Below are 14278 nucleotides of genomic sequence, written 5' to 3' on the forward strand. Positions count from 1 at the left end.
AATTCGTTTTATCTGATTCAGTGATACATTAATCGCATGAATGTCTCCCTGCGACAGCTCCGGGCGTTCCTGGCCGTCGCCAGCCACCGGCATTTCCGCCGCGCGGCGGAGACCCTGCATCTCACCCAGCCGGCCGTCAGCCGCCTCGTGGCCGACCTCGAGGGCGAGCTCGACGTCCGCCTCTTCGACCGGAGCACGCGCGAGGTCGTGCCGACCGAAGCCGGCCGCTACCTCGAGCAGGCCCTGGCGCGCGTCCTCGATGAGCTCGACGGGGTCCTCGCCCATGCCCGCACCCAGGCGGATCCTCTGCGCGGGCGCGTACGAATCGCGGCGGTACCGACGCTGTCGGCCGGCCTGGTGCCCTTATGCATCGCCCGCTGCGCGATCGGGCACCCGTCGCTGGAAATCGTTCTGCGCGACCAGAACCAGACCCAGGTACTGGACGCGGTGCGGGGCGGCGAGATCGACTTTGGCCTGACGGTGGAACCGGCGACCGTGGAAGAGTTCGACGCGGAGACGATTCTTCGCGATCCTTTCGACGTCGTGTGTCGCAGCGATCATCCGATGGCCTCGATGCCGATCGTGCCCTGGGACGCCCTCGCGGATCAGCCGCTGATCCTGCTCGACCATGCCTCCGGCAGCCGGCGGATCATCGATGCCGCGTTCACGTCACGCGACATCCCGATGCACGTGACACTCGAAGTGGGGCACCCGCATACCGCGTTCCGTATGGTCGAAGCGGGTCTCGGTGTGACGGTCACACCACGGCTGTCGCTGGACGCGTTGCGGCCGGGCCTGGTGGCGATACGCCTGACGCCGGAGCTGAGCCGTGAAGTCACGCTGGTTCGTCGCCGGGCGCGATCGTTGTCGCCGCCTGCGCAGACGGTCTGGGAAACGTTCCGCGACATCGCGCTCACGCTGGCTTGAACGCGGCGGGAGCACCCTTCGCGTTTTGTGGCAGGAGGTCGGTCGATGAGCTATCAGCTTTATTACTGGACGGGACTGCAGGGGCGCGGCGAGTTCGTTCGTCTGTGTCTCGAGGATGCGGGCGCTGAATACGCCGACGTCGCGCGGATCGAGGGCGACGATGCGATCATGCCGTTTCTCAACGGCGATCGGGAGGGCGCCCTGCCCTTCGCTCCACCCTTCCTGAAGTCCGGGCGCCTCGTGATCGCGCAGGTCGCCAACATTCTGCAGTACCTCGGGCCGCGCCATGGGCTGGTGCCGGAAGGCGAGTCGAAGCGACTGCATGCGCACCAGCTGGAACTGACCATCACCGACTTCGTGGCAGAAGTGCACGACACGCATCACCCGGTTTCCAACGAGCTGTACTACGAAGACCAGCGCGACGAGGCGAAGAAGCGCGCGAAGGATTTCCGCGAGCACCGCATCCCGAAATTCCTGGGTTACTTCGAGAAGTCGATCGAACGCGGCGGCGGCAGGTTTCCGCTACGCGAGCACTCGTACGTGGACCTGTCGCTGTTCCAGATCATGGCGGGACTGGAGTATGCTTTTCCGAAAGCGCTGGCGAAGCAGAAAGTACCGTTGCTGAGGGACCTGGCGAAACGCGTAGCCGACCGGCCGAATATTGCCGCCTATCTGGCGTCGGAAGGCCGTGTGCCGTTCAACACCAACGGCATCTTCCGGCATTACCCCGAACTGGATGACTGAGCTTCGGGCAGGAGCCCGCCTGCCACAGCGGGCACCCATTCAACCCGTCAGTTCGAACCGGCGGGCTTCGGCGCGGCGCCCCACTCGTAGACCTTGTAGTACACCGGATTCACGGGGCCGTTCTTGGGGTCGTTGTGCAGCTTGCCGTCCGGGTCGGCCATATACGTCTGCGGAACGCCGTTCTTGGGCGTCACGACGACCATGAACAGCTTGCCGCCCGTACGGTATTCCTCAACGCGGTCGCCATTGTCCTGATTGCGCACGGTCACCTGAGGTGCCTGCTGGCCGCGGGCGTCGACGGCGCCCCTGTCCTGCATGGTCGGCAGGTCGACCGGCGAGCGAACGCCCTGGGCGTCCGAGGTGGCCGGCGTCGACTTGCCGTCCTGGGCCTCATCGTAGGTCACCGGCCGGTCTACGGGCTTCTGCCCCGAGCGGTCGGCTTCACCCGGCTTGACGCCCGGATCGTTCAGCCCCGGTGGCGGCGGGAGGGGGGCGAACTTCGGATCCGTGGCGGTTTGCGCGGCGGCGGGCAGCGCCAGGACGAGGGCGAGCGCGGCGACGAGGACAGACGAGCGGTTCATGGGGAATCTCTCCAGGCGGGGGAACGAGGATAGCAAGGCGCCACCCTGTTTCCACGTGAACGATCGGCCATGACGAACCCTGCGCGACCGGCCGTGAGAGAATCCGGGGATGCCTACACTCACGCTCATCGACGGGTCCTCGTACCTGTATCGCGCGTTCCACGCGCTGCCTCCCCTGACCAATGCTTTCGGCGAACCCACGGGCGCGCTGTTCGGTATCGTCAACATGCTGCGCACGACCATGAAGGCCGGTTCCGACTACGTCGCCTTCGTCTGCGACGCGCCGGGACGTACCTTCCGCGACGATCTGTACCCGGAGTACAAGGCCAACCGCCCGTCGATGCCGGACGACCTGCGCGCGCAGGTCGAACCGATGATGAAAATCGTCGGCGCACTGGGCTTTCCCATCCTTTGCGTGGCCGGCGTCGAAGCCGACGACGTGATCGGCACCCTCGCCCGCCAGGCGGCCGAGCAGGGCATCGATACGATCATCTCCACCGGCGACAAGGATTTCGCGCAGATGGTCGGCAAGCACACGCTGCTGATCAACACGATGACCAACACCACCATGGATGCCGACGGCGTCTTCGCCAAGTTCGGTGTTCGTCCCGAGCAGATCGTCGATTACCTCACCCTCATGGGAGACAGCATCGACAACGTTCCGGGTGTGGAAAAGTGCGGGCCGAAGACGGCGGCGAAATGGCTGGGCGAGTACGGCAACCTCGATACGTTGCTTGCCAATGCCGACAAGATCGGCGGCAAGATCGGCGAGAACCTGCGCGCGGCCATCCCGCGCCTGCCGCTATCCCGCGAGCTGGTGACGATCCGTACCGATGTGCCGCTGGAATTTGCGCCGGTCGACCTGTCGATGCGCGATCGCGATGTCGACGCACTGCGAGAGCTTTATGCGCGCTATGACTTCAAGGCCGCGCTGAAAGACATCGAGGCAGGCACTGACGCACCGGCCAGGGCTTCTGTGTCCGCGGCGGGTTCCGCCGCGCCGGCGACATCGGCCGCTCCGGTGGTCGCCGCACCGGATGTCTCGCTGTCCCACCCCGGCGAATACGAACTGGTCCTCACCGAAGACCGCCTCGCCGCGTGGCTGGAGAAGCTCGAAACCGCGACGCTCATCGCCTTCGATACCGAAACCACCAGTATCGACGCGATGATGGCGGAGATCGTCGGCGTGTCGCTTGCCGTGGAACCCGGCAAAGCCGCGTATATCCCGCTGGCCCACGATTATCCCGGCGCGCCGACGCAGCTGCCGAGGGATCATGTGCTCAGCGCGCTGAAACCGGTCCTCGAAGATCCGAAGCGCCGCAAGGTCGGCCAGCACGGCAAGTACGACATCAACGTCCTGTCGCACTACGGTATCGACGTGCAGGGCCTGGCGCACGACACCATGCTGGAGTCGTACATCTTCAACGCCACCGCCACGCGCCATGACATGGACTCGCTGGCCCAGCGCTACCTCGGCTACACGACGATCAAGTACGAACAGGTCGCCGGCAAGGGCGCGAAGCAGATTCCGTTTTCGCAGGTGGACTGCGACACGGCCTGCCGCTACGCCGCGGAAGACGCCGACATCACGCTGCGCCTGCACCATGCGCTTTGGCCGAAGCTCGAAGCCGAGCCGTCGCTGCGTGACGTCTATCAGGACATCGAGGTGCCACTCGTCCCCGTCCTGGCGAAGATGGAGCGCACCGGCGTGCTGATCGATGCGCACGTGCTGCGCCTGCAGAGCCAGCAGCTCGGCAAGCGCATGCTGGAATTGCAGAGCGTCGCGCACGCGTCGGCCGGTCACGAGTTCAACCTCGACTCACCGAAGCAGCTGCAGGCCGTGCTGTTCGACGAGCTCGGTCTCGCGGCGAAGGTGAAGACGCCGACCGGCCAGCCCTCGACCAACGAGGAAGCGCTCGAAGCGATCGCCGAAACGCACGAACTCCCGCGCATCATCCTCGAGTACCGCGGCCTCGCCAAGCTGCGCTCGACGTACACCGACAAGCTCGCCGGCATCGTCAACCCGCGTACGGGCCGCGTACACACCAGCTACCACCAGGGCGCGGTCGCCACGGGCCGCATCAGCTCGTCGGACCCGAATCTGCAGAACATTCCGGTGCGCACCGAGGAAGGCCGGCGCATCCGCCAGGCCTTCGTCGCGCCGCCGGGATGGCGCATCGTAGCCGCCGACTACTCCCAGATCGAGCTGCGCATCATGGCGCACCTGTCCAGCGACGAGGGTCTGGTTCGCGCATTCCGGGAGGGGGGCGACGTCCACCGTGCGACCGCGGCGGAAGTCTTCGGCGTGCCGGCCGATGAGGTCACCACCAACCAGCGTCGCGCGGCGAAGGCGATCAACTTCGGCCTGATGTACGGCATGAGCGCTTTCGGGCTCGCGAAGCAGCTCGGCGTCGATCGAGGCGAAGCATCCGATTACATGGGTCGCTACTTCTCGCGCTATCCCGGCGTCCGCACGTTCATGGACACGACCCGTGAGCAGGCGCATCGCGACGGCTACGTGCAGACGTTGTTCGGCCGCCGCCTGTATCTGGACAATCTCAACTCGCGCAATCAGGCGTTTCGCGCCGGTGCCGAGCGCGCCGCCATCAACGCGCCGATGCAGGGAACCGCCGCCGACATCATCAAGCGCGCGATGATCGCGGTATCGGGCTGGATCGAAGGCCGCGACGATGTCCGCCTGCTGATGCAGGTGCACGATGAACTGGTCTTCGAGGTTCGCGAAGACGCCGTTGAAGAGATCCGCGCCGGCATCGAGAAGCACATGACCGGTGCGGCGTCGCTCAGCGTGCCGCTACAGGTCGACATCGGCGTCGGAGCCAACTGGGACGAGGCGCACTAAGGATGTACCAAGCGCCGTACCGCGGCGTTCATGGTCGTTTTCGGAACCACGCGGACGTCCAAACGTAAGATTTCCGTTTTGTCGTTCATATTGAATGACGGCAACTCGTTGATAAGTCAGCCCATGAATACGGGCTGACTTTTTTTGCGATCCGTTGCAACTTTGTCCTCATTCGCGCGTCTATATCTTCGGACGCACGCAACGGCGTCCCATCGGTGGATCCCACCTCCCTGGGATCACCTCAGGACGACCCGGTCTTCCCCTGGGCCCGGTCATCCACCCCGCCCCGGAGGCTCCCCTGGCCTCCGGGGTTTTTTTTGCGGAAAGCGACTCTCCCCACGTCGTCCTCACATCCGTCAACGCATCCTCCCGCCCACATCGAACCGGGAGGAATCAAACATGCGTGCAGGCCTGATTGTCGTTGGCATCATCCTTGTCGCGGCAGGTATCTGGATCACCGTCGGCGGCGGCAGCTATCAGAAGACCGACACCGTCGCGTCGCTGGGACCGGCCAAGATCGAAGCGACTCATAACAAGTCCATCCCGCAGTGGGTGGGCATCGCCGGGATCGTGATCGGCGGCATCGTCGCTGTCGCGGGCATCGCGCAGAAGCGCTGATCGCTCCGTCGGGCCAAGGTGGGAGCCCAGCCGCTACAATGGGCGGATGGATGTCTCCCACCTTCTCGACGATCTGAACGACGCCCAGCGTGAGGCTGTCAGTGCCCCACCCGGCCATTACCTGATTCTCGCGGGCGCCGGCTCCGGCAAGACCCGCGTCCTGATCAACCGCATCGGCTGGCTGACCCAGGTCGAACGCGTTCCGCCCTGGGCGATCCTGGCGGTCACCTTCACCAATAAGGCGGCGGGCGAAATGCGCTCGCGCCTGGACGGGATCATCCCTGGCGGTACGCAGGGGCTCACCGTCGGCACCTTCCACGGCATCGCCCACCGCCTGCTCCGCCGTCACTGGCGCGAGGCCGGGCTGGTCGAGGGCTTTCAGATCCTCGACTCCGACGACCAGCAACGGCTGATCAAGCGGGTGATCGCCGGCATGGGGCTGGACGAGGCGCGTTTCCCGCCGCGTCAGGCCGCCTGGCAGATCAACAACTGGAAAGACGAGGGCAAGCGCCCGGACAGCATCGAGCACCGCGACCATCCGGTCACGCGCACGTTCGTCGAGGTCTACAAGGCGTACGAGCAGCAGTGCCAGCGCGCCGGCCTGGTCGACTTCGCCGAGTTGCTGCTGCGCGCGCACGAGCTCTGGCTGAAGGATCCACAGGTACTCAAGCACTACCAGGATCGCTGGCGCTACCTGCTGATCGACGAGTTCCAGGACACCAACACGCTGCAGTACGCGTGGATCCGTGTGCTCGCCGGCAGCACGGGGCAGGTCTTCGTGGTCGGCGACGACGATCAGGCGATCTACGGCTGGCGTGGCGCAAAGGTGGAAAACGTGCAGCAGTTCCTGCGCGATTTTCAGGGCGCCAGGACCATCCGTCTCGAGCAGAATTACCGTTCCACCTCGACCATCCTCAACGCCGCCAATGCGGTGATCGCCCGTAACGGCGGACGCCTGGGCAAGCAGTTGTGGACCGACGGCGGCGAAGGCGAGCGCATCGCGCTGTATGCGGCGTACAACGAGCAGGACGAAGCACGCTTCGTGGTCGAACGCATCCGCGAACACATCGCGGAGCATGGCAATGCCCGCGACTGCGCCATTCTCTACCGCTCCAACGCACAGTCGCGCAACTTCGAAGAACAGCTCATCCAGCGCGATACGCCTTACCGCGTGTATGGCGGCCTGCGCTTCTTCGAGCGCGCCGAAATCAAGGACGCGCTGGCCTATCTGCGCCTCGCCTCCAACCGTCACGACGACGCCGCCTTCGAGCGCGCGGTTAACACGCCGCCTCGCGGCATCGGCGACCGCACGCTCGACGAACTGCGCCGCCGCGCCCGCAGCGACGGCAGCTCGATGTGGGAATCCACACTTACCGAAGCCTCGATCGGTTCGCTGGCGGGCCGGGCGAAGAACGCACTGAAGGCCTTCATCGGGCTCATCGACAATCTGGCTCGTACCTTCGGCGGTCACGACAATGTCAGCGGTGACGACACCCCCACCGCGCTCGACCTCGCCGAGCAGATCGAACACGCCATCCTGCACACCGGTCTGCGCGACTTCTACGAAAACGACAAGCGCGGCAACGGGGAGGCCCGGGTCGAGAACCTGGACGAGCTGGTCAACGTGGCCAGCCGCTTCGAGATGACGCCGGAAGATGTGGATGCCGGGCTCAACGAGCTGTCCGCCTTCCTGTCACACGCCGCGCTCGAGGCGGGCGAAGGTCAGGGCGAAGCGTGGGACGACTGCGTCCAGCTGATGACCCTGCATTCGGCCAAGGGCCTGGAATTCCCGGTGGTGTTCCTCGTCGGCATGGAGGAAGGCCTGTTCCCGAGCCAGCGCTCCACGGAGGAAGAGAACCGCCTCGAGGAAGAACGACGTCTGGCGTATGTGGGCATCACGCGCGCCCGCGAGCGCCTGTTCCTGTCCCATGCGGAATCGCGCCGCATGCACGGCACCGAGATGCTCGCCCGACCGTCTCGCTTCCTTGGCGAGATCCCGCCCGAACTGATCGATGAGCTGCGCCCGCGGGTGCAGGTGTCCCGCCCGGCGTATGCGGACCGTTACGCCGGTGGTCTATCGATCGAAGAAGCCTCGCCGATTCGCCTGGGACAGCGGGTCAGCCACCCCAAGTTCGGCGAGGGCACCATCGTCAGTGCCGAGGGCGCCGGTGCGCACATGCGCGTCCAGGTGAATTTCGAGGATGCCGGGAGCAAGTGGTTGGTTTACGCTTATGCCAATCTGACCGCGTTGTAAGGGGGCTCCAACGCCGATCGCCTGGCATGGACGACTACGCGGCTCATGCAGGCAAGGGAAGAAAGGCATGATCGTCGGGATCGACCTGGGAACCACGAACAGTCTCGTCGCCGCGTGGATCGATGGCGCGCCGCGCCTCATTCCGAATGCGCTGGGCGGCGTGCTGACGCCTTCGTGCGTCGGCATCGATGACGACGGCAGCGTCCTCGTCGGCGCGGCGGCACGCGAGCGCCTGCAGACCCACCCGCAGCGCACGGCATCCCTGTTCAAGCGGTACATGGGCAGTGCCCGGACCGTACGTCTGGCCGATCGCGACTATCGCCCGGAAGAACTTTCCGCCCTGGTCCTGCGTTCACTGAAAGCGGATGCCGAAGCATTCCTTGGCCAGCCCGTCACCGAGGCCATCGTCACCGTACCGGCGTATTTCTCCGATGCGCAGCGCAAAGCCACACGTGTCGCCGGTGAACTCGCCGGGCTGAAGGTCGAGCGGTTGCTCAACGAGCCTACGGCCGCGGCGCTGGCTTATGGCTTGCATGACGCCGGCGGCGAGACCCAGTTTCTGGTCTTCGACCTGGGCGGCGGCACCTTCGACGTGTCGATTCTGGAGATGTTCGAAGGTGTCATGGAAGTGCGCGCCAGCGCGGGTGACAACATGCTGGGTGGCGAGGATTTCGCCACACTGATTGCCGATCTCGCTTTCGTCGAGGGTATCCCGCAAGCCGCACGCGACGATGCAAGGTTCATGCAGCGCCTCGCGGCACGGGCGGAAATCGCCAAGCGTGAGCTGAGTACGCAGGGAAAGGCGCGCTTGGAGATCGCCTGGCGTGACCAGACCGTTGCCGTGGCGCTCGACGGGGACGCGTTCGAGAAGCTCGCCCAGCCCCTCCTGAACCGCCTGTGGCGGCCGATCGAGCGCGCGTTACGTGACGCGCGCATTCGCGCCGCGGACCTGGACAACGTGGTGCTGGCCGGCGGTGCCACACGTATGCCGATGATTCGTGCGCTGGCGACACGCATGTTCGGGCGTTTCCCCGCGGTCGGTCACCCTCCCGACGAGGTAGTCGTGCTCGGCGCCGCCGTGCAGGCGGGCCTGAAAATGAAGGACAAGGCGCTCGACGAGACGGTAATGACCGATGTATGCCCGTACACGCTCGGTACGGAAGTGTCGCGACGGATCGAGAACGGCGCCCAGGCCGCCGGCTTCTATGCGCCGGTGATCGAGCGCAACACGGTGGTGCCGGTGAGTCGTGTACAGCGTTTCGTCCCGCTGACACCGCAGCAGAAACAGATCCGGATCGGTGTGTATCAGGGCGAGTCGCGCATGGTGCGCGATAACATCTCACTGGGTGAACTGACCTTGCCGCTGGAGCCGGGCCCCGGACATGCCGACGGTGTGGATGTTCGTTTCACCTACGACGTCAACGGCCTGCTCGAGGTGGAGGTCACCGTCGTCGCGACGGGCAAGGTCGAGCAGCTCGTGATCGAGAGCGGCGATACGCACATGCAACCCGCCGAAGTCGCCCGTCGCCTTGCCGCGCTTTCCGAGCTGAAGATCCATCCCCGCGACACCCTGGAAAACAGGACGCTGCTCGCGCGGGCGGAACGCATGTACGAGCAATCGCTGGGCGATCTGCGCGATCGTCTCGGCGACGTCATTCTCCGCTTTGAACAGACGCTTGCCACGCAGGATCCGCGACTGATCGCACGCGACGCGGCGGCCTTCCGCGAGGCGATCGACAGCGTCGAACGTGACCATTACCTCGTGCCGGATCCGGCGGTCTGACCGCCATGGAATCATCCTTCTTCACCGTGCTGGGCATCGACCCCGACGCCGATGAGCGTGCCATCCGGCGCGCGTATGCCATACGCCTGAAGGCTATCGATCCGGCAAGGGAGCCAGCGGCCTTTGCGACGCTGCGCGAGGCGTATGAACAGGCCCAGGCGTGGTATCGCGACGGCGCGGGCGCCGACGTTCCGCGCCAGCACGCGGTGACGGACGATGTTCCACCGACACCCGCGACAGCCAGCCTCGACCCCCGGGACGAAGCGAGCGCTGCCTTGTCGTCCTTTGCGGGCAGCCTTGTCGCGGAGCCCGGCACCGGCGCGCGTGTGCTTCTGTATCGCGTGACGCAGACCGTACGCGGCCACGTCGATGCGCCGGCCTGGTTCGAAGTGCTGCTGATCGCCGCGATCGCCGGGCAGGATTTGACCAGGCGCGATGAGGTCTTCGCCGCGGCGACGCAGGAATTCCACTGGAACGAGGTCGGCCGTCTCGCCGAGCTGGGCGATCACGGGCGCTGGGTCGAACAGGTGCTCGTCCAGGAGACCGGATGGAAGGCACTGCCGGAACGCATGCAGGAGCGGGTTTTCGACGCGATTGGCGCCGCCACACGTGGGGACGACGTGCTGGCGCCCCACGTGGTCGCCGCATGGCCCCTGATCGCCCGATATCTCGGTACGTATCGAACCTACCTGTCACTTCGCGTCACGAACGAGGTGCTCGAGGCCTGGCGCGAGGCGTTTGCGGCCTTGCCGCCGGCGCGTCGTCGCAAGCTCGAACGCAAGGCGGAGCGCGGTGCGGCACCGGCGGCGTGGTGGAGCTGGATCAGGGAGCGTTTCACCGGCGGACTTGCCTGGCTCTTCTACTTCGGCATGGCGGTCCGCATCGCCGTCGCCGTCTTTCGCCAGCTCGGATGGATGAAGTGACCGCGGGAACCCCGTGGCATCTGCAGGTGCTCGGGTTGCCGGGGTATGCGGACCCGGTCGCCGTCCGTCGCGCGTACGCCGCAGCGCTCCGTCAGATCGATCCCGAAACGGATCCCGCCGGTTTCGGCAGGCTGCGCGAAGCGTACGAAGCGGCCCGGGCCTGGTGCGAGGCGGGAGCAAGCGAGCCGCCCCTCGCCGTGTCGACGGACGTCGGGGCGCTCCGGGACGACGCCTTTGAGCCGGAAGAAGTGACCGCCGGCGCATCCCCCGACCATCCCCCCGTGACGGACAACACACTGGCGCTGGCCATGGATTTCGCCGCCGAGGTCGGTACCCACGGCGCCGGGCAGGTGACTGCTCTTCTGGCTGCATCGCTGGCGGAGGTGCGCAAGCAATACATCGATGCGCCGGGACTGTACGAGGAACACCTGATCGATCTGGTCGCGCTGCAGCGTATCGGCCACCGGGTGGACGTCTTCGCGGCGGCGGAAGAGCAGTTCCACTGGCACGAGGTGGGCCATCTCGCCGCGCTGGGCAAACGGGGCCAGTGGGTCGAGAAGGTGCTGTCCGAACGCGATGCGTGGAACGAGCTGGGTACCGACCAGCGCCATGGATGGCTCGCGGTCTTCGCCCGTGCCGAGACGTCGCTGGACACATCGCTGCTGCGACACTGGCCTGAGGTGGCAAGGCTCCGCGAGAGCTATCCGGCGTGGCTCGGCCTGCACCTGTCGCATGACACGCTGCAAGCATGGCAATCCATGTTCGAGGCGCAGTCGCCATCCTCCCAGGACATGTACAGGCGCATGGCGTTGCCCGATTCGGCCTTTCTCCCGGTCGGGGTCGCCCGTGCCCGCGAACGCGCACGAGGCAGGTCGTCCTCGTGGCTGGCGGTGCTGGTCATGTCGATGTGCGTGGGCATCGGACATCTGGTCTTTAACGGATTCGCAGACAAACCTTCCGTGCCGTACGACCCGACGCCATTACCGGCGGATACGCCACGCCAGTGTGCCGATCTCTATCTGGAACTCGATGCGCCTGACGCGTTGGCCGGAAGGGCATCTGTGGAGGCGGAACGCCTCAAGACACGTGCGGACCGCTGCGCCAGAGCCGGGCACTGGCATCCGCCAGCGCCCGGTCGCTGATCACGGCGACAAACGCGGCACCCCGTGCTGATCACGCTCTTCCACCGCCGTGACACGCGTATCGATACGTCCCGTACGGATCTCGGGCAGTGCCTCGGTGACCTCGCCGCGCGCCAGTGCCAGCGCGTTGCGATAGCAACGCTGGGCAATGCCGGGATTCTCTTCGCCGACGTAGACATCGCCAAGCGCTTCCCAGGCGGCGACGCTGGGCTCGATCGCCAGCGCCCGCTCCAGCAGCGGCTTCGCCTTGCCCCACAGACGTACGCGAACGCACATACGGCCGACTGCCGTAAGCAGTGCCGCATCGTTCGGATGCGTGTCGATCCAGGCCTCCGCCTTGCGCAGGCGCTGCTCGATATCTTCCGCGCCCATGCCGCCGTACGTGGCGATCAGCGTCGGCGACCATTCGCGACGCAGTGCCGTCTCGATCTCGTCCATCGCCGCCATGATCTGACCATGACGCGCCGCCTGGCGCGCATACGCGTCCACGGCCGCGGGCAGGCGACGCTGCCCCTTCGGCAGCTGCGACCACAACGCGGCCAGTGCCGCGCCATCCGGCGCGCTGGCGATATACGCCGCGACGATGCGCGATTCCAGTTCGGTGAAGGCGCGTGAGCCCAGTTCACCGCTCTTCTGCAAGGGTTCGATCGCGCGGACCGCGCCGCGTGCGTCGCCTGAGGCGAGCGAGGCCTCGGCAAATTCGATCCAGCCCGCTGGCGTAAGCGCACCGCTGTTGGCTTCGGGCGCCAGCAGGGTGGCGGCGTCGGCCGGTTTGCCGGCACGACGCAACAAGCGGGCACGCAACACGCGGGCGGCGCGCGGCGTTTCCTGCGCGGCCTGATCGAGTGTTTCCAGTGCACGGGCCGACTCGCCATGACGCTCGGCGGCTTCGGCGGCGGCAAGCAGGGCGGGACCGCGAACGGAGGGATAACGCGCCGCGCGGTTGAGGTCGCGCTCGGCTTCGCCGTGACGACCTTCGATCAGCGAGACGAGGCCATCGGAGAGACGGCGACGACTGAGGTTGCGGTGACGACGCGTCATCGCCCCGAACGGCCAGCGGATCAGCGCCACGAGCGCGGTGATCGCCGCCCATGCCAGCAACAGGATCACGACGGCGGTCACCACCGTCATCTGCACGTTGGTGCCACGCAGGTGGATCAGCACGTAGCCGGGGTCCTCGGCGACCCAGTGCCACGCGAAGGCGGCGATCACCGCGATGAGAATGAGACCGACAATCCAGCGCCAGAGCTTCATGGCGTGGCCTTCGGCGCCGGAGCGGCGCTCGACGGAACGGCCGGTGCCGCAGGCGCGGACGCGCTGGCAGCATGGGCGGGACTACCATTGGTGTCGCCACCTTTCAGCGCATGCACGGAACGCAGGTTGCGCAGTTCCGCGAGCGCGGCGCCGAGCTTCGGCTCTTGCCCCTTCGCCTGACTGGCCAGCAGCGCGGCGATGCGCGATCGCGCAGCCTGCACGGCGGGCGAAGCCGGATCGAAGCGGGCGGCCAGCGTGGCATCCACGCGCTTCAACGCGGCATGGCGGCCCACGTCGTCATAGGCAAGCACGGCGGATTCCGCGTGGGCGACATCCAGCGCAGCCAGTTCGCGTGCGATGCGATCGTCGGCCAGACCCAGCGGGGTGCCGTCGTCGTGACTGACCTTGACGATGCTCCCCAGCGCGTCGCCGGCACGCTGCCAGAAGTCGCGATCCTGGGTGGCGTCGTTCTTCGCGTCGGTACTCGTCAGCGGCAGCGTCGGGATCTGCGCACGCAGTTCGGCGAGCGCCGCGAGGTCGCTGGCGCGCGCAGGCGGAGCGATACCGTTCAACGCTTCGCGCTCAGCCGCCAGGTTCTGGCGCACGGCGGAGAAAGCGCTGTCGTTGACGGCGGCCAGCGTCTTATCGGCCAGGTCGTAGGCCGACAACGCACCATTGGCATCACCGAACAGGGCGAAGCGTTCCTTCGCCATGCGCAGCAGCGATTCGGCTTCGTCGAGCAGCATCGCGTCATGACCGCTCAGGCTGCGCTCGGACAGGTTGGCTACCGCATCCTCGAGGTTCTTCGTACGCTCGGACACGCCGAGCATCTCTTCGCGTGCGGAACGATTCACGCCATCGGCGTCACCGACCCGGCGACGAAGATTGGCGTTGTCGTCGCGCAGACCGTCGACGGCGGCCTGCAGCGTGTCCACCTGCCCGCGCAGACCATTCGCCGCGCCCAGATCCTGGCGCATGTTCCAGACGGTCCAGCCGGTGTAGCCCGCCGCGCCGAGCGCGGCCAGCGAGAGCAGGATGGCAACGGCAAGCGCGCCACCCCCACGGCGTGGAGCGGGGTCGCGCGACCGTTGCGCACGGGCGGTCGGAGGCGCGGCGGCCGGGGCCGGCTGCGCCGGGACGGTATCGGTCGGTGGGGTCTCGGTCGTCATGGGCCGCATGCTAGCAGGCCGTA

Annotated in this window: 11 protein-coding genes; 8 read left to right on the forward strand and 3 right to left on the reverse strand. The window is 66.4% G+C overall.

The window, feature by feature from the left end; translation table 11 throughout:
* Window positions 1–36: 36 nt before the first annotated feature.
* Window positions 37–927: a LysR family transcriptional regulator gene (locus J2X57_RS05865; protein ID WP_043696107.1), complete on the forward strand. Its 891-nt coding sequence runs from the start codon at window positions 37–39 to the stop codon at window positions 925–927.
* 45 nt (window positions 928–972) lie between these two features.
* On the forward strand, window positions 973–1671 hold the full coding sequence (locus J2X57_RS05870; protein ID WP_043696110.1) for a glutathione S-transferase: 699 nt from the start codon (window positions 973–975) through the stop codon (window positions 1669–1671).
* Window positions 1672–1718: 47 nt separating this feature from the next.
* Here J2X57_RS05870 and J2X57_RS05875 read toward each other — a convergent pair whose 3' ends face one another.
* Window positions 1719–2252 (reverse strand): DUF2782 domain-containing protein, encoded by a 534-nt coding sequence (locus tag J2X57_RS05875; RefSeq protein ID WP_036110089.1) that lies wholly within the window; start codon window positions 2250–2252, stop codon window positions 1719–1721.
* Between the two features lie 109 nt (window positions 2253–2361).
* On the opposite strand from J2X57_RS05875, the gene polA reads away from it, so the two are divergent.
* The 6 genes from polA to J2X57_RS05905 all read left to right on the forward strand — a co-directional run bounded on the left by polA (window position 2362) and on the right by J2X57_RS05905 (window position 11832).
* Complete coding sequence (gene polA / locus J2X57_RS05880) at window positions 2362–5112, forward strand: DNA polymerase I (protein ID WP_309864839.1); 2751 nt, start codon at window positions 2362–2364, stop codon at window positions 5110–5112.
* A gap of 399 nt (window positions 5113–5511) precedes the next feature.
* Window positions 5512–5730 (forward strand): hypothetical protein, encoded by a 219-nt coding sequence (locus tag J2X57_RS05885; RefSeq protein WP_079520367.1) that lies wholly within the window; start codon window positions 5512–5514, stop codon window positions 5728–5730.
* Window positions 5731–5776: 46 nt separating this feature from the next.
* Window positions 5777–7984, forward strand: a complete 2208-nt coding sequence (gene uvrD / locus J2X57_RS05890) for a DNA helicase II (protein WP_309864841.1) — start codon at window positions 5777–5779, stop codon at window positions 7982–7984.
* A 67-nt stretch (window positions 7985–8051) separates the two neighbouring features.
* Window positions 8052–9767, forward strand: coding sequence for a molecular chaperone HscC (locus J2X57_RS05895; RefSeq protein ID WP_309864843.1), 1716 nt, complete (start codon window positions 8052–8054; stop codon window positions 9765–9767).
* A 5-nt stretch (window positions 9768–9772) separates the two neighbouring features.
* A complete protein-coding gene (locus J2X57_RS05900) occupies window positions 9773–10690 on the forward strand; it encodes a J domain-containing protein (protein ID WP_309864845.1) in 918 nt (305 codons plus the stop codon).
* A complete protein-coding gene (locus tag J2X57_RS05905) occupies window positions 10687–11832 on the forward strand; it encodes a hypothetical protein (protein WP_309864847.1) in 1146 nt (381 codons plus the stop codon). The genes J2X57_RS05900 and J2X57_RS05905 overlap by 4 nt, the downstream gene beginning before the upstream one ends.
* Here J2X57_RS05905 and J2X57_RS05910 read toward each other — a convergent pair whose 3' ends face one another.
* The gene (locus tag J2X57_RS05910; protein ID WP_309864849.1) at window positions 11833–13086 is read right to left on the reverse strand and encodes a heme biosynthesis HemY N-terminal domain-containing protein; all 1254 of its coding nucleotides are present in this window, start codon (window positions 13084–13086) and stop codon (window positions 11833–11835) included. It abuts the gene before it with no gap.
* Window positions 13083–14255 (reverse strand): uroporphyrinogen-III C-methyltransferase, encoded by a 1173-nt coding sequence (locus J2X57_RS05915; protein WP_309864851.1) that lies wholly within the window; start codon window positions 14253–14255, stop codon window positions 13083–13085. The genes J2X57_RS05910 and J2X57_RS05915 overlap by 4 nt, the downstream gene beginning before the upstream one ends.
* Window positions 14256–14278 lie beyond the last annotated feature (23 nt).

It is taken from the genome of Luteibacter sp. 1214 (assembly GCF_031455395.1).
Lineage (GTDB): Bacteria > Pseudomonadota > Gammaproteobacteria > Xanthomonadales > Rhodanobacteraceae > Luteibacter > Luteibacter mycovicinus.